A 22,349-nucleotide genomic window follows, 5' to 3' on the forward strand; every position below is an offset into this window, starting at 1 on the left:
AGGCTTTTATTCAACTGACGCAATAAAATAATATAATGGTTGTTTACCATTATAATATTGAATGTCTATATCTGGATATTTAAGCTCTAAAGCAGAGATAAACTCCTCAACATCGCTTGTTATGCAATCTTCACCATAGAAAATTGTAATAAGCTCGCTATCCTTTGTAATCATACTATCTATTATATCCGAGCAAACTTTGTAAATATCTGTTCCAACTTCTTTAATGTTTTGCTCAATAAGCCCTAAGATGTTTCCTTCTTTAATTACTTTACCATCTGTTTCAGTGTCTTTAACTGCATAGGTTACAGATGCTGTTGCAACATTCTTTATTGCTTCTTTTAATGTGTTTTCGTTTTCTTCTACACTAACTTCCGCATTGAAAAGTGTCACGGCAGTAATCCCTTGTGGAATAGTTCTAGAAGGAATAACAATTACATTTTTGTCTGACAGTTCAACTGCTTGCAACGCTGCCATAAGTATGTTCTTATTGTTGGGCAATACGAATATGTTTTCTGCGTTGATTTTATTAATACTCTCTAATATATCTTGTGTGCTCGGATTCATGGTTTGCCCACCTTGTATTACCACATCCACACCTAAATCCTCAAAAATGTTTTTAATACCTTCTCCAAGTGCAACAGATACAAATCCATATTTTTTATTTTCTATAATATCTTCTTTTACGGTTTCTCTGTTTTCCTCATTGGATATTCCTAATAAATTTTTGTGTTGCTCTCTCATGTTTTCAATTTTCACCTTAAAAAGTTCACCAAGGGTTATTACTTTTGAAAGTACAAGACCTGGATCATTTGTATGTATATGAATTTTAAGAAACTCATCTTGCGAAACTACAACCATTGAGTCTCCAATTTTCTCTAAATATTTTTTTAGTTTATTAGTATCAACATTCTTCGCAATAACTAACAATTCTGTACAGTATCCAAACTTTATATCTACAGGTATAGCTGCGCCTGCAGATGATATTGGTTCTGATTTAGTACTCTGATCATCCGATTTAATTGTTGCTTTCATATTATTACTTAATGCTTCATACATTCCTTTAAACAGTATTAGAAGTCCCATGCCACCTGCATCAACTACTTTTGCTTCTTTTAGTGCTGGAAGCATATCTGGAGTTTTATCGAGCATAATTTCACTTTGCTTGCAAACTTCCTCCATCAGTGCAACTACATTTTCCTGCTCGCAATTGACTGCACTTTCACCAGCTGTTTTAATAATAGTTAAAATAGTTCCTTCAGTAGGTCTCATAACAGCCTTATATGCAAATTTGGCACCTTCTAAAATACTTTTAGCAAATTCCTGAGTCGTAGCTTCGCCTTTGCCTTCTAGTCCTTTTGAAATGCCCCTAAATATTTGTGATAGTATAACTCCAGAATTACCTCTTGCACCCATCAGCGCGCCCCTAGCAAGCTTTTGTGCTATCTCACTAATAGACTCTGTTGACATACTATCAATTTCTCTCACTGCCGATTTAAATGTCATTGACATATTAGTGCCTGTATCTCCATCTGGAACTGGAAATACATTTAGTGAATTCACATATTCTTTTTCATCTTCTAGTCTATTGGATGCATTTATTACCATATTTCTAAAATGCTGTCCGTTAATTTTTAAGTACTTCACTGTATATCCCCCCCTAAACCCTTACACCTTGGACGTTTACAGTAATTTCTGCAACCTTTAGTCCTGTATAGTTTTCAACATTATATCTTGTCTTTTGAATTATATTATTTGCTATTACAGATATTTTTGTGCCATATTCAACTATTATATATAATTCAATAAAGAGTTTATTTTCCTTAGAATTAATTTTAACTCCTTTGTTTAAACCATCGCTCTTAATTAATTGCCAAAATCCGTCCTTGGCATCTTTAAGTGCCATTCCCACAACTCCATAACACTCTGTTGTAGAAATTCCAACTATATTAGCTAATGCTTCCTCTGAATAATATATAATACCATTCTCGCTTGTAATATTACCTTTCATTTTAATTCCTCCTTATACCACTATATAGATTATTTTAATCTATATCACCAATTTATTCAACAAAATTAATTTTATAATTACCTTTATTACTAATAATTCCTCATTTCACTTGCAAGAGTAGTTATATCTATGTTACAATAATGCGTGTTTCAATTGAGAAGATTTTATTCTTCATAGTCTTAAGGAGGTGTTTTCATTGTCAAGAAAATGCGAAATATGCAATAAAGGTGTAGTTTCAGGAAGCCAATATAGTCATTCACACCGTGAATCAAAGAGAAAATGGGCTCCGAATATTCAAAAGGTTAAAGCTATAGTTAGCGGAACGCCTAAATCTATACATGTATGTACTAGATGTCTTCGTTCAGGTAAAGTACAACGTGCTATATAAGTAAGAAATAAAGATGCAGCCTAGTAGCTGCATTTTTTATTTATTTCTACACCTATAAATTCCTAATATTCCTTGAAATCATTAAAAACTTCTATGTTATTTTCGTAAAAAAAATCTAATTATTCGAGACATAAATCTCGGTAATTTAATAGCCATAATTTTCATCTCTTCTGCCTCCTAAAAAATATATTTAAAAATTCTAATAAAACTAACAATGATTGTTATGATCCATTATACTGAATCCGAAATAAACAATTCCTCCTCCCACAACAACTATCCACCACCAAAATGGAACTATTACTACTGTTATAATTCCAATGCCTAGGCATACAATTATTACTCCAAATTGCTTTTGTATATACCTAAAATACCTTCTCATAAGTCGTTCCCCTCTCAAAGTATTTCAATATCATTATATGATTTACATTCAATAATGTTACTAAAAATAAAGAACTATTTTTTTATTGAGGTCATCAATAAAAAAATAGTTCTTTTATGAATATTAATCTGATGCTAATATTATCATCAGCGTTCCAGATTCAAATGTAATCTCAACGAGTGGCGTCGCAAACTCATTTGAAGTAGTTATACCTTGGCCAATCTTTAAATTGTAATTATTTAAAGAATATTTTGCACCCTCAATAGTTAATCCTTTTACTTCATCACCATATGATTGTAATGAAAAAATCTCACCGATAACGCCATTTAATGAAGTGGAGGAATTGATTAACCTAATATTGTTATTTGCATCCTTGATACATGCATTAACACCATTTTCCAAACAAATATTAATCATTCCAATACTAGAAAGCAAATGATCAACCCTGCTTCCAGTGCATCCTAATAATACTATTTCACTTGGTTTCATATCTATCGCTTTTCTAACTGCAATTTCGGTATCCGTAAAATCCTTTTCTGCTGGATAAATATCTATTTCACAATTGTTTTCTTTGAAATATTCCAATACCTTTTTATCAATGGAATCAAAATCACCTACAAGTAAATGAGGTTTTATATTATATTTATATAAGCAATTACCCCCACTATCCACTCCAATTAAAAATGAATCCCTAGTAATTTCATCATTAAGTAATTCCTTTGAGGGTGGATTTCCTCCTGATATTATTACCACTTTCATTTAAAGACCAACCCTTAAACTTTTTATATTTTTTTCTATTTCACCATTCTTAAATATAGCTGATCCAGCCACAATAACATTAGCGCCACTATTCACAACTTTTCTAATATTAACCTCATCAATACCACCATCTACCTGAATCATAATTTCTTTATTATACTTATCTGCAAGAGTTCTAACTTCTTTAATTTTGTCCAAACTATATTCAATAAATTTTTGGCCCCCAAACCCAGGGTTTACTGACATAATTAGTATCATATCAAGATTACTTACTAGATGTTTAATGGAGTCTACAGGTGTAGCGGGATTTAATGCAACCCCAACTTTTACACCTAGACTTTTGATGAAATTAACAGTCCTATCAATATGCCTATCAGTTTCATAATGAACAGTTATAATATCCGCTCCAGCTTTTGCAAAGTCTTCTACATATCTTGAGGGCTCCTCTATCATAAGATGAACATCAAATGGCAATTTTGTTAATTTCCTAATACTATTAATGATTGGAATACCGAAAGAAATATTTGGTACAAACATGCCATCCATTACATCAATATGAATCATATCAGCACCGCACGTTTCTAATTCCTTAATATGTTCTCCTAGTCTTGAAAAATCCGCTGACAATATAGATGGTGATATTTTTATCATTTTTTATTCCCCCTAGCAATAATTTCTTCTAGTGTTTTTATATAAAATTTATATCTATCCTTGTATATTTCATTAGCTTCTACCGCCTGCTTAACTCCACAGTTAGGTTCTTTATTGTGCATACAATTAGAAAACCTACATTCACATCTATGTTTTTCAAATTCCGGGAAACAATATTGTAGTTGTTCTTTCTCTATAAAGTCTAAACTTAATGAAGAAAATCCTGGAGTATCCAGCAGAAATCCTTCTTCATATTCAATAAGTTCACTGTGCCGAGTTGTGTGCTTACCTTTCTGAGATTTTTTACTTATGTCTCCAGTTTTCATAGCTTCTCTTCCAAGTAAACTATTAAGTATAGTTGACTTTCCAACTCCAGATGGTCCACAAAAAACAGTAATATTATCTTTTATTCTTGTCTTAAGCTCCACTAGGCCTTGACCCTCTTTTGCTTTTAGAAATACCAAATCACAGCCAACGCTTTTTAATTCTTTAATAAGCTCTTCATCTACTTCAGAAACTAAATCTAGCTTATTTAAACAAAGAACTATATTTAACCTATAATGTTCACAAAGGACTAGAAATTTATTTAGGAGTTCCATATTTAAATCAGGTTTTTTAAAGGCAAAAACTACAAAAGCTTGAGTAACATTAGCAACTACTGGTCGTATCATCTCTGTATCTCTTGCAAAAATTTTTTCTATCACGCCTTTGGTAATATCTGATTCTAATGTTATCTCCACTTTATCACCAATAACAGGGGAAAGCCCAGTATACCTAAACTTCCCTCTTGCCTTACATTCTATGACTTTGTCCCCAACTTTCACAAAATATAGTCCACCTATACCTTTTATAATTACTCCTTGCATATATCCTTCACCATTTACCTTTAACATTATTTTATATGTTATAATTATTTGTTTTTAAATCTTTATTGTGCTGGTGGTACAACTGCGGTAGAAGCCTTACTAGTTAAGGTTATAGTATCCCCCACATTGGCCTTTGTTCCTGGGGTTTTATCTTGTGTTTGAACGATATCCTCATCATTTCCAGGAGCATTTAAACTTATATTAGAGTTTGCAGCTAAATCTTTTGCTTGCTTAACAGTTTTCCCCCTAAAGTCTGGAACATTAAATTGCTCTTTTACAGGCTCCTTGTACTTGTAATAGCTAACGCCTACAGAATTGCCTTGATTAACAGCTGTATTTACATCAGTAGTTTGACTGAAAATTTTACCATCCTGTGATTTATCATTGGTTGATACTTCTGTTTTATTACCTAAAAGTAAATTCGCATTTTGCAATATTACTTGTGCTTCATTTATAGTCAAGCCATTTAGATTTGGCACCTTCGTTTCTTTAACTTCTACTCCCTTACTTATTACCAAGTTTACTTTATCACCTTTTTTAACTAAACTATCTTGACCTGGATCTTGACTTATTACTATACCACTAGCAATGGAATCACTAAACGCCTCAGTAACATTACCGAGTACCAACCCATTTTGCTGGATAATAGATTTGGCCGAAATTTGATCAAACCCCTCAACTGACGGAACTTTTAAACTCTCTAGTCCCTTGCTCACTCTAACTCTAACTTCAGAATTAGCTTTCACTTCTGTTCCTTCATCAGGAAAACATACTATGACTGTGCCTACTGGTTCCTCACTATTTACTTGTCCAACCTCTACAAAATTTAACCCCTGCGCTTTAACTAATTTTTCTGCTGCTACCTTATCAATTCCTATAATTTTAGGCACCAATATCTGAGTTGTAGCTTTGGTATTTCCAAGATTGTTTTTATAAATGAGACCTAACACACTCAATAAAGCAATCAATAAGATTATTGCAACAGATACTATTATCTTTGTTTTATTTTTCTTATTGATTTTATTTTTTGGTTCTTTTGCCACTTCTTCTTTTTCATAGTCATCTACATTTACAGCTTCCATAACTCTAGTGTATTCATTTTCCATGGTATTTGTTGCAATAGCATAAGAACTATTATTTTGTATCCTCTGCAAATCTAAAAACATCTCTTTTGCAGTCTGATACCTCTTTATTGGTTCTTTCTCCATTGCTTTTAATATTAATTTGTTTAAATTATCAGGAACATTGGCATTTATTTGATTAGGTGGCACAACAGGTTCTTGTATATGTTTTAAGGCCACCGATACGGGGCTTTCTGCGTCGTATGGAACTCTCCCTGTAACCATCTCATAAAGTACTATTCCAAAAGAATAAATGTCAGTTCTACAATCTACAAAACTTGCTTTTGCTTGTTCTGGTGAAAAATAATGAGCTGAACCCATCACTGTGCTAGTGTTAGTTATAGTTACTGAACTTGCAGCTTTTGCAATACCAAAATCCGTAACTTTAACTGTTCCATCTTCAGTCACTAAAATATTATGAGGTTTTATATCCCTATGTATAATGTTATTCTTATGAGCACACTCAAGTGCTTTTGCAATTTGCATACCATAGTCTATAACCTGACTGAAATCCATACTACCATTTTCCACTATAATTTCCTTTAATGTTTTTCCTTTTATATATTCCATTACGATATAATTTATATCTCCCTCGTGACCAACATCATAAATATTAACTATATTATTTGATGAAAGACTAGCTACGGATGAAGCTTCTTTTTTGAATTTGTCCATAAAATCTATATTATTTGAAAATTCTTCTTTTAATATTTTTACAGCAACATAACGATTGAGTAAACGGCATTTAGCTTTATAAACTATTGCCATTCCACCTTCTCCAATTTTTTCAAGGAGTTCGTATCTACTCCCGAGTACCGTTCCTATCATCTCTGCACGCTCCTTCAAATACGATAACTGATATGTTATCGCGGCCACCCTTAGATTTGCTTAGTTCCACTAACATTTTACAGCTTGAATCATTGTCATTTTCAATAATAATATCATACATTTCAGAATAAGTCACATCATTAGTAAGACCGTCTGTGCACAGGATACATTTGATTATATTAGTCAAATCCACATCGAATAAATCAACTTCTACTACCTCATTTGTTCCAAGTGCCCTTGTAATAATATTTTTATTTGGATGATTTCTAGCTTTTTCTTCAGTTATAGAACCATTATCTAAAAGCTGCTGCACTAGAGAATGGTCCCTTGTAACTTTTAATAATTTATTATTATTATCTATAATATAGCAACTACTATCGCCTACATTTGCAACAACCATTTGATTTTGTTTTCTTAAACAAATGGTTATAGTTGTGCCCATTCCCTTAAGTGAATCACTCTGGCTCGCCAAATCATAAATTTCCTTATTTGCACATTTTATTCCTTCTGAAAGCACTTCTTTTAAATCTAAACCCTGGTTATTTTCCTTTATATATTCCATTATAACCTTAATTGCAAGCTCACTAGCAACCTCTCCTGCATTATGCCCCCCCATACCATCTGCTACAGCATAAATGTCAAAATCACTGGATTCAAAATAACCTACAGAGTCTTCATTTGTTTTTCTAATATTTCCAACATCTGATAAAACCCCAAGCATTGTTACGCCCCCTTATTTAAGTTTTTCACTTTTAATATAGCTTCTTCTAAGTTGTCCACATGCCGCGTTAATATCTAGTCCCATTTCGCGCCTTATTGTTACCTGAATATTGTTAGTTTCAAGTACTCTCCTAAATTCATCAACATCATTATTTGGAGATCTTTTTAATTCATTCTCTTTTATCTCATTAATTGGAATTAAGTTAACATGACATAACATGCCCTTTAATAATTCACTTAATTTTTCTGCATCTTGCGTACTATCATTAAGACCCTTCACAAGAGCGTATTCAAATGTTATTCTCCTATTAGTTTTATTTGTGTAGTAATTAGCAATATCTATAATCTCTGTAATTGAATATTTATTTGCAATCGGCATACTTTTCATTCTAATTTCATCCGTAGGTGCATGAAGTGAAATTGCTAATGTTGTTTGCAAGTTAATATCAGCAAATTCTTTGATTTTTGGTACAATACCACAGGTAGAAATAGTTATATGTCTTTGGCCAATATTTAACCCATTCTCTGCATTCACAACATCAAGAAATTTCATCACATTACAAAAATTATCAAATGGCTCCCCACTACCCATAAGTACTACATTAGAAATTCTTTCCCCAATTAAATTCTGTGCTTTCATTATTTGAGACAACATTTCCCCTGTGGTTAAATTTCTAATCAATCCTCCAATGGTAGATGCACAAAATTTACACCCCATCCTACATCCAACTTGAGTTGATATACAAATAGAATTTCCATGTTTATATTTCATAATAACACATTCAATTAAATTACCGTCTTCCAGTGCAAAGAGGTATTTTCTTGTATCGTTTTGTTTTGAAGTATATTCTGAAATTAACTCAGGTATTCCTATGTAAAAATTACTTTGCAACTTCTCTTTTACTCCACGAGGGATATTGCTCATATTTTCAAAATCCCAAATATCCTTATAAATCCAGTCTGATACTTGTTTAGCTCTAAATTCACTTTCTCCGTTCGTTTTCATCCATTGTTTTAGTTCTAATAAATTAAGATCCAATATATTTATCATTTTACACACCTACTATCATTTTATACATATTCTAAGACTTTATAATTTTGGCTATAAAAAATCCATCCATGTACTCATTAGGAAATATAGTAACATATCCTTTATCACTATAGTTAATATTATCAAACTTTCCATAAAATAATGGTTCAACCTTAAACTCAGAATGTTCCTCTATAAACCAGTCTATATTACCTTCATTTTCTTCCTTGTTAAGGGTGCAAGTTGAATATACAAGCACTCCACCTTTTTTTAAATATTTCGAAGCATTAACCATTATTTGCCTTTGTGTTTCTATTATATTTTTTATATTGCTTATGTGTTTACTCCACTTGATCTCAGGTTTTTTTCTAATAATTCCAAGCCCAGAACAAGGTACATCTATAAGTACTCTATCAGCACACTCAAATAAATTCGGATCATAAAGAGTAGCATCATGAGCCTCACAAGTTGTATTTGTAATTCCTATTCTCTTTAAATTTTCTTTAATAAGCGATAATTTATTTTCATGTATATCAAAAGCAGAAACGTGTCCCGTATTTCCCATAATTTCTGCAATGTGTGTTGTCTTTCCCCCTGGTGCACTACAAAGATCCAAGACTTCTAAATTTGGTGTTAGGTCCATAGAAATTGCTGCGAACATTGCAGATTCATCTTGAACCGTAATGTCTCCTTCATTAAATAAAAGATTATTCTCTATGTTTTTCCCCTTAATAATTCGTATTGCTACAGGGCTTGCATATCCTTTTTCTATATTATATCCATTTTCTATAAGTTTTTCCCATATTTCTTTATAAGTTAATTTTAGAAGATTTACTCTAACTGTAACATCAGGCTTATAATTCAATCCTTTAAGAATTTTTTCAGCGCTTTCATATCCATATTGCTTTATAAATAGTTTAACTAAAGCCTTAGTGAATGAATACTCAAAACACAGTCTTTCAATATCATCTTTTTCATTATAATACTTAGCCTCACTATCTCTAAGATAGCTCCTAAGTACACCGTTAACAAGTTTCGATGCTCCTATATTGCTCATTTTTTTAGTTAAATTTACAGCCTCATTAACTACTGCAAAACTTGGAACCTTATCGAGAAACCTAATCTGATAAACTGATATTCTTAGTATATTTAAAACAAAGCTATCAAGTTTATCTATGCCCTTTTTAATATAATTCATTAATATTTTATCTATTGTATATTTATATTTTAGCGTGCCATAAACTATTTCTGTAACTAGTGCTTTATCTTTATCATTCAACTCCGATTTATTAAGTTCTAGTCCTAAAACAATATTCGAATAAGCATTTTCATTTAATACTTTTTCTATAACTATAATCGCTACAAGTCTACTATTATTCATACTTTTACCTCAATTTTATATTTGATTATTTTAAAACTACACCTTCATCTATCTTATTTCCTATTATATAATCCTTTACTTTTAAAGGCTTCTTCCCCGGAAATTGTATCTCTTCAATAAGTAAAACACCACTACCAGTTGATACCTTTAGTCCCTCTTTGGATACCTCTATAATACTACCAATTTTTTTATCTGATATCTCATTTACTTGACTTGATTTATATATTTTCATTACCCTATTTTCATAGTGAGTATATGCAATTGGCCATGGATTTAGCCCTCTTATGAAATTATGGATATTAGAACTACTTTGCTCCCAATTAATCATAGCCATTTCTTTACCTAACTTTGGTGCATAGGAACTGGACTCATTTTCTTGTTTAACTGGTTCTATGCTATTATCCACTATACCATTTATTGTCTTAACTAAAAGCTGTGCGCCTCTACTCATTAGAATGTCGTGCAATTGTCCTGCTGTAATATCGCAAGATAGTTCCACTTCATCAGTTAGTAGTATATCCCCTGTATCAAGACCAACATCCATAAACATTGTAGTATTGCCACTCTTAATATTACCATCAATTATGGACCAATTTATAGGAGCAGCCCCTCTATATTTGGGTAGTAATGATGCATGTAAATTTATGCATGCATATTTAGGAATATCCAAGACCTCTTTTGGAAGAATTTGACCAAATGCTACTACCACAATGAAGTCCGGTTCTAGATTTTTAATTATCCCTATCATTTCCTCATTGTTTCTAAGTTTTAAAGGCTGATATACCGGTATATTACATGATAAAGCTAAAGATTTAACTGGTGACATAGCTAAATTTTTACCTCTTCCTTTTGGTCTATCTGGCTGAGTAAAAACAGAAATAACTTCAAATTCATTTATGAGCATCTGAAGTGATGGTACTGAAAATTCTGGGGTACCCATGAAAATTATCTTCATATTACTTTTCCTCACCTTCTATTGCTTTATCTATAAATAACACGCCATCTAAATGATCAATTTCATGGCAGAGTGCTCTTGCAAGAAGACCTTCACCCTCAATTACTATCTCCTCGGCCTTTTCATTTAATGCCTTCACTCTTACTTTCTCAGGTCGAGCTACATTTTTTTGTATGCCTGGTAAACTTAAACAACCTTCATTTGATAATTGGGAACCTTGCATTTCTATAATCTCCGGATTAATAATTGCCATAGGCCCATTTCCAATATCAATAACAACTATTCTTTTTAAAATTCCAACCTGAGGTGCCGCAAGACCTATCCCCTTAGAATCATACATAGTTTCCATCATATCTTTAATTAGTAATAAAATTCTTTGGTTTATTTCATCTACTACTCTGCCTTTTTTTCTTAAGATGTCATCTCCATAGGTTCTAATTATTCTTATTGCCATGCCCTAACCTCCTTGTCATTAATCATCACTTTTAGTGCTGTTAAATCATCACTTTTAGTGCTGTTAAATCATCACTTTCAGTGCTGTTACATCATACTGCTTGGATTAATATCTATACTAACCCGTATACTATTATAAATCTTTTTAACTAATTCATAAACTAAATTTTTAATTTCCTCAGCAATTGTTTCTTCAATGTTTCCTTTTATAATAATTTGCCACCTATAAAAATTCTTAATTTTAGATATCCCACAAGGACATGGTCCTAGTAATGTAATTTTATCATTATCTTGGATATTATATTTTAAATTTTCGCCAACATTTTGTATACTTTTTATTAACAAAGTTTCATCTTCGGAACTCATTGTTATGACTAAAATGCTTGTAAAAGGTGGATAGTCCATAGCTTTTCTCATCATTATTTCATTTTTATAAAAGCTATTATAATCATTATTCGCCGCATATTGTATTGTTAAGTTATCTGCACTATATGTTTGAATAACCACTTTTCCTTCTTTACTGCCTCTACCTGCACGTCCTGAGACTTGGGTAAGCAGTTGAAACGTCCGTTCAAACGCCCTGAAATCAGGTAAATTAAGCGATAAATCTGCAGCTATTACTCCCACCAAAGTAACATTTTCAAAATCTAATCCTTTAGCAACCATTTGAGTTCCAATTAAAATATCTGCCTGTTTGTTTTTAAATGTATTATATATATACTCATAAGAATTTTTTTTTCGTGTTGTGTCAAAGTCCATTCTTAGAGTTTTTGCACTTGGAAAAATCCTATTGATTTCTTGTTCAATTTGCTCTGTTCCAACTCCAAAATATTTTACATAACTACTTCCACAACTAGGACACACTTTACTAATTCTTTCTTTCTCTCCACAATAATGGCATGTTAAGTATTCAGATGTATTATGGTAAGTTAATGAAATATCGCATTTTTTGCATTTGAAGACATAACCACATTTTCTACATGAAACAAAGGTTGAGAACCCTCTTCTATTTAAAAACAAAATTACTTGTTCGTTTTTTCTAAGAGAATCAATAATACCTTCATGTAAAGATTTGCTAAATATTGAACGATTATTATTCATAAGTTCTTCACGCATGTCAACGATTTCTACTTTTGGCATGGCTGCACCATCTGCCCTCTCATTAATAGTAATCAATTGTAATTCATTTATAGTAGCTCTATAATAGCTTTCAATAGAGGGTGTGGCTGACCCTAGTATTAATATGCAATCTTCTAGTTCACATTTCATATAAGCTATTTCACGAGCATCAAATTTTGGGTCACTATCAGACTTATAACTTGCCTCATGTTCCTCATCTATAACAATTAACCCTAAATTTTCAAATGGCAAAAATATAGCTGATCTTGCTCCAATGGCAATTTTAACATTTCCGAGTTTCACTCTCATCCATTCGTCATATCGTTCACCATCTGATAGTCTACTATGAAAAACTGCTATATCACGTCCAAATCTACCTTTGAACCTTTCAACCATTTGAGGTGTTAAAGATATTTCAGGTATAAGTATTATAGATTGTTTATTCTCTTTTAACATATAACTTACCAAGTTCATATATATCTCAGTCTTTCCACTACCTGTAACTCCGTGCATCAGAAATTTTTTATGCTTTGAGTTCATTATAATATCCACTGATCTCTGTTGATTCTCATTAAGTATTTTTTCTTCATACCTAGAATAGTCCTTTTGATTATACCTATTAATTATAATTTCTTTTGTCTCTAAAAATCCATGTTTAATCATGGTATTAATTGATGATAAAGATAAATTAAACATTTTACTAAATTCATTTTTATTATATTTCATATTGTGTAATAACACTAATTCATAAATGTTTTTATAAGGTTCATTTGAAAATTTGCCTTCTAAATCCTTGCATATAGTTAATATAAACATCGTCTTCTTCTTTATACCTCTTGTAATACCTCTTGGAATAATAACTTTTATGCATTCTAAATATGTACAAAGATACTTTTTTTTCATAATCTTTATAAGTTCAATATCAGTTATTTTAAGGAGTGGCATTTCATCACAAATACTTGTTATCTCCTTAATATTATTCACATTGTCACATTGCTTATACAATTCTAACACAAAAGCATCAATCGTCCTATTCCCTCTTCCAAATGGCACTTTAACCCTATATCCTAAATAAACGCTGCCTATTAAACTAATAGGTATTTTATATGTGAAAATCTTATCCACTTGAATCGAATCGTTATTCACCACAACTCCAGCATACTGATACACATAATCACCCTTTTAATTTTATAATTTTCTTTAGGGGCATGAAAATAAATAACAAGTCAAAGATACAAAATATACTAGCATACTGACTTGTTATTTACTTGAATGTCCCTCTATAAATAAAAAGCGCATTAGCGCTTTTTATTTATTAAATTAAACAATTCCCTAGCAATTTCTTTCTTAGACATTTTATCTATTGCTATAGGATCATTATCTTTGCTTAAAATAATCACTTTATTATCTTCAGTTCCAAAACCAACATCTGTTTTTGTTATATCATTGGCAACTATGTAATCCAAATTCTTTTTAAGTAGTTTTGCTTTTGCATTTTGGATTAAATCATTACTTTCTGCTGCAAAACCTACTAATATCTGCTTCTTTTTAAGTAATCCTAATTCTTTTAAAATGTCATTGTCACGTACAAAAGCTAAATTCAATTCATTTTCATTTTTTTTAATTTTACTGTTAGAGTATACCTTAGGCTTATAATCAGATACAGCTGCTGCTTTTATAACTATATTACTATCTTCATAATTATTTATTACAGAGGCCCTCATCTCATCATTGGTATTTATTCTTATTACATTTACACCGATGGGAGTTTTTTCATAACATGGACCTGATATTAGAGTTACAGTTGCCCCTCGATCCCTGGCTTCTCTCGCAATAGCATATCCCATTTTGCCAGAAGATCTATTTGTAATAAACCTTACTGGGTCAATGGGTGCAATTGTAGGACCAGCAGTAACTAAAACCTTAGTACCAACCATGTCTTTTATTGGATATAAATTACTCATAATTATTTCAAAAATATCCTCAGTTTGTGCAAGTTTACCTTCCCCTATATCACCACAAGCGAGTCTTCCTGATGTTGGATCAATAAACTCGTACCCAAAATCCTTGAGTTTTTGAATATTACCTTGCAATATTGGATTACTGTACATATTAACATTCATTGCTGGTGCAAAAATCACTGGTGCCTTTGTTGCCATAATAGTAGTAGTTAACATATCATCTGAGATACCATTTGCAACTTTACCAATTATATTAGCAGTTGCTGGTACTATAACAAACAAATCTGCCTTTTTAGCAAGAGATATATGTTGTAGTTCCCATGCCTTAGGTTCTTCAAACATATCTTGAATGACGATATTTTGGCTCAAAGTTTGAAAGCAAATGGGATTTACAAACTCTAAAGCAGATTTAGTCATGATAACATATACTTCAACGTTCTCTTTTTTAAGTCTGCTAATAACATCAAGAGCCTTGTATACTGCTATTCCACCTGTTACTCCAATAACTACGCTCTTTCTATTTTCCATACTATTTTATTCCTTCTTTTGTGGTAATTGCTACAATAGCTCCTTCATAAATTTCATGTATAGCTATAGTAACAGGTTTGGTAGAATCTACATGTACAAGCGGGCTTTGACCCTCTATTATTTGTCTTGCTCTTTTTGATGTTGCTACAACCAACGAATACCTGTTGTCGACTTTTTCTAATAAATCTACTATTGATGGGTTTATCATTGAATTATTCATTACTAATTTCCTCCTTTAGAAAATCTCCATTCATTCTATCTACTCTACATCTTTCTGCAATAATAATACTTTGAATTTTTTCACAAGCACTATCTACAGTATCATTTACAACTGCATAATCATATTTGGATACAAAACTAATTTCTTTATGAGCAGATGTAAACCTTGTAATTAATGATTCTGGTGTTTCACTGCCCCTATTTGTAATTCTATTTCTTAATTCCTCCATAGACGGTGGAAGAATAAAAATAAACAAACCACTTGGATATGCCATTTTCACATTAAGAGCACCTTGGATATCTATTTCAAGTATTACATCACGTCCGCCATCTAATACTTTTAAAACTTCGGATTTAGGTGTCCCATAACAGTTTCCATAAACATGTGCATATTCAAGAAATCCTTTTAACTCAATTTGCTCATGAAATACCTCTTTAGTCATAAAAAAGTAATCCGTCCCATCTATTTCACCATTTCTAGGACTTCTTGTTGTGGCAGAAACTGACATCCAAAAATTATTTTTTTCAAGAAGAGCCTTGCATACAGTACCTTTACCAGCACCGGAAGGTCCCGAAATAACAATCAGCTGTCCTGTTTTTTTCATTATTCCTCAACCTCATCTATACGTTCCTCATCTTTAACTGATAGTCTATGTGCAACAGTTTCAGGTTGAACAGCTGATAAAATAACATGATCGCTATCTGTGATAATAACTGCTCTGGTTCTTCTTCCATAAGTAGCATCAATAAGCATACCTCTATCTCTTGCTTCTTGAATTATTCTTTTAATAGGAGCTGATTCAGGGCTAACTATGGCTACCAACCTATTTGCTGAAACAATGTTTCCAAAACCTATGTTTATCAACTTTATACTCATCGTGTGCCTCCTGTTTATTCTATGTTTTGTATTTGTTCTCTAATTTTTTCTATTTCACTTTTCATATTAATTACTGTATTTAAAATTTCTAAATCATTTGCTTTAGATGCTATAGTGTTTGTTTCTCTATTCATTTCTTGAATAATAAAATCAAGTTTTCTGCCAATTGGTTCATCTATTATTAGAGTTTCCCTCATTTGCTCTATATGACTATTTAATCGTACAATTTCTTCATCAATTCCAACTTTATCTGCAAAAATAGCAATTTCCATGGCAACTCTATTTTCATCAAATTCAACTTCCTTATGCAGTGCATTTAACCTTTGATTTAGTTTTTCCTTATACTCACCAACAACAAACGGTGCTCTTTCTTTAACCTTGTCAACTAAACTATTAATTAAATTACATTTACTTATAAGATCCTTTAATAATTTTTCGCCTTCTCTTTCTCTCATAAAAAGAAGAGCTTCTAGCGCCTTTGTTAGTGATAATTCAATCTGATCAAAAGTTGAGACATCTTCTTCCTTTTGTTTAAGCGTTATTACCTCAGGCAATCTAGCTATATTACTTACTGATATATCGCCATCTAGATTATATTTGTCTTTTAAGGTTCGAAAGCAGTTTATATAACTTTGCGCCAATTTTTCATTCAAATAAGCCTCAACATCTTCCTTATCATAATTGACTTGAGTTACAAAAACATCAAGTTTTCCTCTTTTTACTTTTTCACCAATTATCTTTCGAATTTTATCCTCAAAAGCTATTAAGACCCTAGGCATTCTTATATTAGTTTCAAAATATCTATGATTAACACTTTTAATCTCTATTGTAAAGCTTTTACCATCTTTTTCAGAGTTTCCTCTCCCAAATCCGGTCATACTCCTAACCATACCAACGCATCCTTCCAATGTTCATTGTGAATCATTAATAAGTATACATAACTTTCAACCTAAATTTCAAGCTAAAATTATAAGTTTCCACTTTTATTACAATTTTTATTTTAAAATTATATTAAATTGTAATTTTTTGTATTCTAAAAATAACTCATCCTTATAATAAAATATTTCCTATATAATTTATATTATACCAATAATAATATTATATCAATAATAATTTAACCAATATATTTTTTTAGTGATTTTAAAGCTTCTTCAATAATAAGCTTATCTTTTGTAAGTGCTATACGGAAATAATCATATCCAAGTTTTCCAAAAACATTACCAGGAGTAACTACAATTCCATGATTAATTAATAATTCTTCACAAAATTCATTAGTAGTATAATTTTTTGGCGTTTTACACCATAAATAAAAAGTGGCCTCAGAATCAAAAAAATCTATGTTTTTTTGTATCAAAACACTTTTCGCAACCTCTCGTCTTTCATCATATATCTTTCTTATGTTTTGAACATAATCACGTTCTAAATTGAGAGCTGCAATTGCTGCCTTTTGAATTGGAATAAATTGGCCAGAGTCACAATTACTTTTTATCTTTAAAATAGCATTTATTACTTTAGCATTACCTACAGCATACCCTATTCTATATCCTGTCATATTGTAAGTTTTAGATAAAGTTCCAAACTCGATGTTTTGCCTTTTTACATCATATTGCATGAGACTAATGGAATTCTTATCTACTTGAATCATTTCATTATATGCTGAATCATTGCATAAAACAATATTATTATCATAAGAAAACTTTACAATACGGTTATAGAACTCACCACTCGCTACTGCACCTGTTGGATTATTGGGATAATTTATAAACATAAGCTTGCATTTACTAACGATTATTTCTGGAATAACATTAATATTAGGCAAATATCCATTTTTTAGTGTTAAAGGTACAGTATATGGTATACAACCCCAGAGTTTAGAACAAATGTTGTAAACCGGATATGCAGGTTCAGGCACTATCACACAATCTCCAACATCACATACAGCTGGAATGATATTACTTATACCTTCCTTAGATCCTATAAGAATTATTACTTCCTCCAAATTTAAACTTACAGAATAAACCTGATTATAATATCTTATAACAGCTTCTTTCATTTCTACTAACCCATCGTATGGTGGGTAATTATTATACCTATCACCCTTTACTCCTTCTATTAATGCATCGGTAATATTTGAATGAACTTGTAAATCTGGATCTCCTATACTAAGGTCAACTATTTTTTTCCCGGATTTAAGTGCTTTGTTCTTTATATCGTCTATTTTTTTAAAATGGTATTCCTCAACATTAGATAGTCTATTATTTATTTTCATAATATCACCCTTTATACATTTTTTATATTATGATATTCAGGTGATACTTACTATGTTACAGTACTTCATTTAAAATAAATAAAGAAGAGTACCCATCGAATAGAATTTTAAAAAATCTACCTGATAGGTACCAGTTTATCCACTTTATACTATTTTATTAAGTAGTATATCAATAATAAACATTTTAAACTTAAGGTAATATTATAAATCTAATTATAAATAATGCTGCTAAAACATAAACTATAGGACTTACTTCCTTGTGTCTTCCTGTTACAACTTTTACTATTGGATAAAAAATAATTCCAGCGGCTATACCATTTGCTATACTATAGCTAAAAGGCATTATTGCTATTGTAAAAAATGCTGGAAGTGCTTCTGTAAAATCGTCAAAATCTATTTTAGTCACTGCACTCATCATAAGGACTCCAACTATAACAAGTGCAGGAGCAGTAGCTTGCGCCGGTACTATTCCTACGAGTCCACTAAAAAATAATGAACATAAAAACAACACACCTACTGTAGCTGATGTAAGGCCTGTTCTTCCGCCTTCTGCAACTCCTGCTGTGGATTCAACATATGTTACTACAGTACTTGTTCCCATAATTGCTCCCGCAGTAGTTGCTAATGCATCGGACATCAATGCTTTGTTCATATTTTTTACTTTTCCATTCTCGTCAAGCATTTTAGCTTTTGTTGCTGTTCCTACAAGGGTTCCTATTGTATCAAACAAATCTACTAAACTAAATGTTATTACAACCATTACTACACTCATTATTGCCGCAAATACACCCTTACCAGCTCCTGATCCTAAAAGACCCACAAAGTCAAACTTCATAAATGTAGGTGCAAGAGATGGTGGTGCACTAAATACAGTAATTCCTGCAAGTTTAGTTATTCCAAAAGGAATTCCCACTATTGCACTTATAACAATTCCATATAGTATAGATCCTTTTACTTTTTTAGCCATAAGTATTGCTGTAATAGTTATACCTATTAAGGTTACTAATGCACTTGGAGTTGTCAGTTTACCGAATGTTACCAAAGTATCTGGACTTCCTACTATAATCCCACCACTTTTAAAACCGATAAGTGCTATAAACAGACCAATTCCTCCTGAGATAGCAAGTTTTAAATTCTGTGGCAAGGCATCGACTATTTTTTCTCTTATTGAAGTAAGTGTTATTATTATAAATAAAATACCAGACATAAGAACCGCTGCTAGCGCTTGTTGCCATGTGTATCCGAGTGTTAAACACACACTATATGTAAAGAAAGCATTTAATCCCATTCCCGGTGCCTGAGCAAAAGGCAAATTAGCATAAAATGCCATTACAAAAGTACCTACTGCTGCTGCAATACATGTAGCTGCAAACACTGATGCTACCACTGGGTCGTTTAGTGCAGTAAAAGCTGCTGCCCCATCTCCCTTTATACCTGGCAGATTCATTCCTGCAAATTTTAGAATGTTAGGATTTACAAATATAATATATGCCATGGTTATGAATGTAGTTATACCCGCAAGTATTTCCGTTTTAACTGTTGTATTGTTTTCTCTTAGTTTAAAAAGTTTTTCAAAAATAGAATTATTATCATTGCCTTTTGCTGATTTCATATTTATTCCCCTATTCTTTATTTTATTATAGTTTTGAATAATGATTAGTAATTTATCATAAAATTTTCATATAAATATAATATCAATAATACATAAGACCGTCAATGTAAACACGAATATTTAAGCTTTATTCTCTTGTGAAATTCGTTTTTTATACCGTCCACGTTCAAAAATACATTTAATCTCTTTTATATCTGTTGTACTAGCAAGTGCAAGCATAAGTTTAATTCTAGCCTTTTGACCTGGCAAACTATCTCCAAAAATTACCCCAGCATTTCTTAGTTCCTTACCACCGCCTGGATACCCATAAGAATCTAATACTCTTCCTTTAAAGCATCTAGAAACTAAAACTACTGCCACCCCCTTTTGTATAGCTATTTTTACTCCCTCTGCCATAAGAGGTGGAATATTTCCTCTCCCCATAGCTTCAATAACAATTCCTCTTGCACCTTGCTGAACACAAAAATCAATTAGCTTTGAATCCATTCCAGCACAGGCTTTTATTAAATCTACTCTAGTCTCTATATTTTTTGTATTAATGTGTTCTTTTTTCAAACTATCTCTATAGAATATCACTTCATTATTATCGATAATCCCTATTGGTCCAAACTCCGGGCTTTGAAAAGTATTTAGATGCATTGAATGTGATTTAGTAACCTCACCAGCGCAATTAAGTTCATCATTTAAACACACCAATACTCCCCTATTTCGAGCCTCTTCCGAAATAGCAGTACAAATTGAAGCTGATAAATTCGCTGGACCATCATATCCAAGTTCAGAACTATTTCTCATTGAACCTGTAACAATAACAGGCTTTGGATTATCAATAGTTAGATGTAATAGATATGCTGTTTCCTCAAGTGTATCCGTACCATGGGTCACAACCACTCCACATATATCATCACGGCACAAGAACCCTTGTATATATTCAGACAGTTCCATCATTAATTCAGGTGTAATGTGAGGTCCAGGTAAACTTGAAAAAGTATGCGATTCTATATGAGCATAATTTTCAATTCCTGTAACCATAGACATTATTTCCTCTCCACTTAGAGTCGGAACCGCGGCCTTTATTCTTGGATCAACGCTCATCGAAATTGTTCCTCCATTAAAAATAACCACAACTTTTTTCATGTATTATCTCTCCTAACTCCTAGTATTAAAAATAATTACTTTATTTAAATTAGTTTTCAACTATAAAAAAAATTTCAATATCAAAAGTTTATTAATAAAACTTTAACAAATGAGTTTTTCACAGACAAATTCTATTTTACAACAAATTCTATTTTACAACAAATTTATATTAATTACATCATTTATTTTTTAAATATGATAATAAAGAAAATAAGATATGCTTATAGGCATATCTTATTTTTATCATAAATGTGCAGCTTCTATTATTAATAAATTCCTACCTAATGAAGATAGTTGATATAGAATATGACAAAATAGTAATGCTTACAATTTATTTTTTAAATATTCAAACAAGTTCTTTTCTATTTCATCTGCTTCATTATCATCTAATGTTATATATTGTAAATGACCATCTAATGCCTTAATTTCAATTTTCCCTATTTCTTGACCAGTGATTTTATCAATATCACGTTCAAATTTCATTATTTTATAACCTTCACTTAAAAATTTTTCTCTTTCGAATGACATCAAAACACGCTCCTTTTTTATTTATAAAAGTACATTATAATTTTATTCTAATTCCTTCTTTCTTTTTTCACACTTTTCTGTTTATCGCTAGCATCTGTTCTTTTAGTACCAATATTAACCTCTTGACCATTAACTTCACTTTTTTTGCCCTTTTGCATATTATTGTCGCTCCTTTAAATATTATTTTTCTTAAAATAATTATAATTTTATTCTCTAGTCAATGGTTTCTCCATTGAAATTCTCATATAAAGATGGTTTTTTCTTATCTCCTTTACTTTTCTTAGGTTTACTAATATTGTCACGTTTAACATTAATATTACTGTTTTTGCTACCTCCAACATGTTGATGATCAGGCATAGTTTAAAACTCCCTTCAATTAAATTTTATTATATTTTAAGCTCATTTGATAATTATATTTTTAAATTCTTTAATCTCACTTTATTATTTTCTCTCTATGTAATATTTATTATACCCATCAAACTTATTTAAATTTATTTTAATATTCCTTAATTGATTAATATTTCTTTATATATGTAATATTAATTTACATATAATTAATA

24 protein-coding genes are annotated in these 22,349 nt (G+C 31.2%); 1 reads left to right on the forward strand and 23 read right to left on the reverse strand.

Annotated features, from left to right (window positions below; genetic code table 11):
• Positions 1–6 precede the first annotated feature (6 nt).
• Both VIM70_RS01280 and VIM70_RS01285 read right to left on the reverse strand, forming a co-directional pair.
• The gene (locus VIM70_RS01280; RefSeq protein ID WP_331943312.1) at positions 7–1,647 is read right to left on the reverse strand and encodes a DAK2 domain-containing protein; all 1,641 of its coding nucleotides are present in this window, start codon (positions 1,645–1,647) and stop codon (positions 7–9) included.
• A gap of 13 nt (positions 1,648–1,660) precedes the next feature.
• A complete protein-coding gene (locus VIM70_RS01285) occupies positions 1,661–2,011 on the reverse strand; it encodes an Asp23/Gls24 family envelope stress response protein (RefSeq protein WP_331943314.1) in 351 nt (116 codons plus the stop codon).
• 196 nt (positions 2,012–2,207) lie between these two features.
• On the opposite strand from VIM70_RS01285, the gene rpmB reads away from it, so the two are divergent.
• The gene (gene rpmB, locus VIM70_RS01290) at positions 2,208–2,399 is read left to right on the forward strand and encodes a 50S ribosomal protein L28 (RefSeq protein WP_216149825.1); all 192 of its coding nucleotides are present in this window, start codon (positions 2,208–2,210) and stop codon (positions 2,397–2,399) included.
• Positions 2,400–2,607: 208 nt separating this feature from the next.
• Here rpmB and VIM70_RS01295 read toward each other — a convergent pair whose 3' ends face one another.
• From VIM70_RS01295 to VIM70_RS01395, 21 genes are all read right to left on the reverse strand, one after another.
• Entirely contained in the window at positions 2,608–2,778 is a 171-nt protein-coding gene (locus VIM70_RS01295; RefSeq protein ID WP_331943319.1) for a hypothetical protein, read from the reverse strand.
• A 123-nt stretch (positions 2,779–2,901) separates the two neighbouring features.
• Entirely contained in the window at positions 2,902–3,537 is a 636-nt protein-coding gene (locus VIM70_RS01300) for a thiamine diphosphokinase (RefSeq protein ID WP_331943321.1), read from the reverse strand.
• Positions 3,538–4,188: a ribulose-phosphate 3-epimerase gene (rpe, locus tag VIM70_RS01305; protein WP_331943323.1), complete on the reverse strand. Its 651-nt coding sequence runs from the start codon at positions 4,186–4,188 to the stop codon at positions 3,538–3,540.
• Positions 4,185–5,054, reverse strand: coding sequence for a ribosome small subunit-dependent GTPase A (gene rsgA, locus VIM70_RS01310; protein WP_331943325.1), 870 nt, complete (start codon positions 5,052–5,054; stop codon positions 4,185–4,187). The genes rpe and rsgA overlap by 4 nt, the downstream gene beginning before the upstream one ends.
• Before the next feature lie 62 nt (positions 5,055–5,116).
• A complete protein-coding gene (gene pknB, locus VIM70_RS01315) occupies positions 5,117–7,003 on the reverse strand; it encodes a Stk1 family PASTA domain-containing Ser/Thr kinase (RefSeq protein ID WP_331943327.1) in 1,887 nt (628 codons plus the stop codon).
• A complete protein-coding gene (locus VIM70_RS01320) occupies positions 6,978–7,724 on the reverse strand; it encodes a Stp1/IreP family PP2C-type Ser/Thr phosphatase (protein ID WP_331943329.1) in 747 nt (248 codons plus the stop codon). The genes pknB and VIM70_RS01320 overlap by 26 nt, the downstream gene beginning before the upstream one ends.
• Before the next feature lie 12 nt (positions 7,725–7,736).
• Positions 7,737–8,774: a 23S rRNA (adenine(2503)-C(2))-methyltransferase RlmN gene (gene rlmN / locus VIM70_RS01325; RefSeq protein ID WP_331943331.1), complete on the reverse strand. Its 1,038-nt coding sequence runs from the start codon at positions 8,772–8,774 to the stop codon at positions 7,737–7,739.
• Between the two features lie 31 nt (positions 8,775–8,805).
• Positions 8,806–10,134: a 16S rRNA (cytosine(967)-C(5))-methyltransferase RsmB gene (gene rsmB, locus VIM70_RS01330; RefSeq protein WP_331943333.1), complete on the reverse strand. Its 1,329-nt coding sequence runs from the start codon at positions 10,132–10,134 to the stop codon at positions 8,806–8,808.
• Between the two features lie 25 nt (positions 10,135–10,159).
• The gene (gene fmt / locus VIM70_RS01335) at positions 10,160–11,089 is read right to left on the reverse strand and encodes a methionyl-tRNA formyltransferase (RefSeq protein WP_331943335.1); all 930 of its coding nucleotides are present in this window, start codon (positions 11,087–11,089) and stop codon (positions 10,160–10,162) included.
• Between the two features lies 1 nt (position 11,090).
• Entirely contained in the window at positions 11,091–11,543 is a 453-nt protein-coding gene (gene def, locus VIM70_RS01340; RefSeq protein ID WP_331943337.1) for a peptide deformylase, read from the reverse strand.
• An 86-nt stretch (positions 11,544–11,629) separates the two neighbouring features.
• Complete coding sequence (priA, locus tag VIM70_RS01345; protein ID WP_331943339.1) at positions 11,630–13,831, reverse strand: primosomal protein N'; 2,202 nt, start codon at positions 13,829–13,831, stop codon at positions 11,630–11,632.
• 128 nt (positions 13,832–13,959) lie between these two features.
• Positions 13,960–15,150: a bifunctional phosphopantothenoylcysteine decarboxylase/phosphopantothenate--cysteine ligase CoaBC gene (gene coaBC / locus VIM70_RS01350; protein ID WP_331943341.1), complete on the reverse strand. Its 1,191-nt coding sequence runs from the start codon at positions 15,148–15,150 to the stop codon at positions 13,960–13,962.
• Between the two features lies 1 nt (position 15,151).
• Complete coding sequence (gene rpoZ / locus VIM70_RS01355; protein ID WP_331943343.1) at positions 15,152–15,370, reverse strand: DNA-directed RNA polymerase subunit omega; 219 nt, start codon at positions 15,368–15,370, stop codon at positions 15,152–15,154.
• A complete protein-coding gene (gene gmk, locus VIM70_RS01360) occupies positions 15,363–15,974 on the reverse strand; it encodes a guanylate kinase (protein ID WP_331943345.1) in 612 nt (203 codons plus the stop codon). Before gmk ends, rpoZ begins: the two co-directional genes overlap by 8 nt.
• Positions 15,974–16,246 (reverse strand): extracellular matrix/biofilm regulator RemA, encoded by a 273-nt coding sequence (gene remA / locus VIM70_RS01365; RefSeq protein WP_331943347.1) that lies wholly within the window; start codon positions 16,244–16,246, stop codon positions 15,974–15,976. The genes gmk and remA overlap by 1 nt, the downstream gene beginning before the upstream one ends.
• A 14-nt stretch (positions 16,247–16,260) precedes the next feature.
• A complete protein-coding gene (locus VIM70_RS01370; RefSeq protein WP_331943349.1) occupies positions 16,261–17,136 on the reverse strand; it encodes a YicC/YloC family endoribonuclease in 876 nt (291 codons plus the stop codon).
• A 224-nt stretch (positions 17,137–17,360) separates the two neighbouring features.
• Positions 17,361–18,515, reverse strand: coding sequence for an aminotransferase class I/II-fold pyridoxal phosphate-dependent enzyme (locus tag VIM70_RS01375; protein ID WP_331943351.1), 1,155 nt, complete (start codon positions 18,513–18,515; stop codon positions 17,361–17,363).
• A gap of 190 nt (positions 18,516–18,705) precedes the next feature.
• Positions 18,706–20,127 carry an NCS2 family permease gene (locus tag VIM70_RS01380; RefSeq protein ID WP_331943353.1) on the reverse strand — a complete coding sequence of 474 codons (1,422 nt, stop codon included), beginning with the start codon at positions 20,125–20,127 and terminating at the stop codon, positions 18,706–18,708.
• Between the two features lie 120 nt (positions 20,128–20,247).
• A complete protein-coding gene (locus VIM70_RS01385) occupies positions 20,248–21,261 on the reverse strand; it encodes an asparaginase (protein ID WP_331943355.1) in 1,014 nt (337 codons plus the stop codon).
• A 324-nt stretch (positions 21,262–21,585) separates the two neighbouring features.
• A complete protein-coding gene (locus VIM70_RS01390) occupies positions 21,586–21,789 on the reverse strand; it encodes a hypothetical protein (protein WP_331943357.1) in 204 nt (67 codons plus the stop codon).
• Positions 21,790–22,002: 213 nt separating this feature from the next.
• Positions 22,003–22,146 (reverse strand): hypothetical protein, encoded by a 144-nt coding sequence (locus tag VIM70_RS01395; protein WP_331943359.1) that lies wholly within the window; start codon positions 22,144–22,146, stop codon positions 22,003–22,005.
• Between the last annotated feature and the right edge of the window lie 203 nt (positions 22,147–22,349).

Origin of the sequence: Clostridium sp., assembly GCF_036569345.1 — a bacterium.
Classification (GTDB): domain Bacteria; phylum Bacillota; class Clostridia; order Clostridiales; family Clostridiaceae; genus Clostridium_AD.

Coding starts and splice junctions, on each gene's coding strand:
- VIM70_RS01320 (WP_331943329.1), bottom strand. CDS start 7,724: ATGCTTGGGGTTTTATCAGATGTTGGAAATATTAGAAAAACAAATGAA.
- def (WP_331943337.1), bottom strand. CDS start 11,543: ATGGCAATAAGAATAATTAGAACCTATGGAGATGACATCTTAAGAAAA.
- rpoZ (WP_331943343.1), bottom strand. CDS start 15,370: ATGAATAATTCAATGATAAACCCATCAATAGTAGATTTATTAGAAAAA.
- rsmB (WP_331943333.1), bottom strand. CDS start 10,134: ATGAATAATAGTAGACTTGTAGCGATTATAGTTATAGAAAAAGTATTA.
- VIM70_RS01375 (WP_331943351.1), bottom strand. CDS start 18,515: ATGAAAATAAATAATAGACTATCTAATGTTGAGGAATACCATTTTAAA.
- VIM70_RS01300 (WP_331943321.1), bottom strand. CDS start 3,537: ATGAAAGTGGTAATAATATCAGGAGGAAATCCACCCTCAAAGGAATTA.
- rpe (WP_331943323.1), bottom strand. CDS start 4,188: ATGATAAAAATATCACCATCTATATTGTCAGCGGATTTTTCAAGACTA.
- rlmN (WP_331943331.1), bottom strand. CDS start 8,774: ATGATAAATATATTGGATCTTAATTTATTAGAACTAAAACAATGGATG.
- remA (WP_331943347.1), bottom strand. CDS start 16,246: ATGAGTATAAAGTTGATAAACATAGGTTTTGGAAACATTGTTTCAGCA.
- VIM70_RS01390 (WP_331943357.1), bottom strand. CDS start 21,789: ATGTCATTCGAAAGAGAAAAATTTTTAAGTGAAGGTTATAAAATAATG.
- pknB (WP_331943327.1), bottom strand. CDS start 7,003: ATGATAGGAACGGTACTCGGGAGTAGATACGAACTCCTTGAAAAAATT.
- VIM70_RS01380 (WP_331943353.1), bottom strand. CDS start 20,127: ATGAAATCAGCAAAAGGCAATGATAATAATTCTATTTTTGAAAAACTT.
- coaBC (WP_331943341.1), bottom strand. CDS start 15,150: ATGGAAAATAGAAAGAGCGTAGTTATTGGAGTAACAGGTGGAATAGCA.
- VIM70_RS01285 (WP_331943314.1), bottom strand. CDS start 2,011: ATGAAAGGTAATATTACAAGCGAGAATGGTATTATATATTATTCAGAG.
- VIM70_RS01370 (WP_331943349.1), bottom strand. CDS start 17,136: ATGGTTAGGAGTATGACCGGATTTGGGAGAGGAAACTCTGAAAAAGAT.
- gmk (WP_331943345.1), bottom strand. CDS start 15,974: ATGAAAAAAACAGGACAGCTGATTGTTATTTCGGGACCTTCCGGTGCT.
- fmt (WP_331943335.1), bottom strand. CDS start 11,089: ATGAAGATAATTTTCATGGGTACCCCAGAATTTTCAGTACCATCACTT.
- rsgA (WP_331943325.1), bottom strand. CDS start 5,054: ATGCAAGGAGTAATTATAAAAGGTATAGGTGGACTATATTTTGTGAAA.
- VIM70_RS01295 (WP_331943319.1), bottom strand. CDS start 2,778: ATGAGAAGGTATTTTAGGTATATACAAAAGCAATTTGGAGTAATAATT.
- VIM70_RS01385 (WP_331943355.1), bottom strand. CDS start 21,261: ATGAAAAAAGTTGTGGTTATTTTTAATGGAGGAACAATTTCGATGAGC.
- VIM70_RS01395 (WP_331943359.1), bottom strand. CDS start 22,146: ATGCCTGATCATCAACATGTTGGAGGTAGCAAAAACAGTAATATTAAT.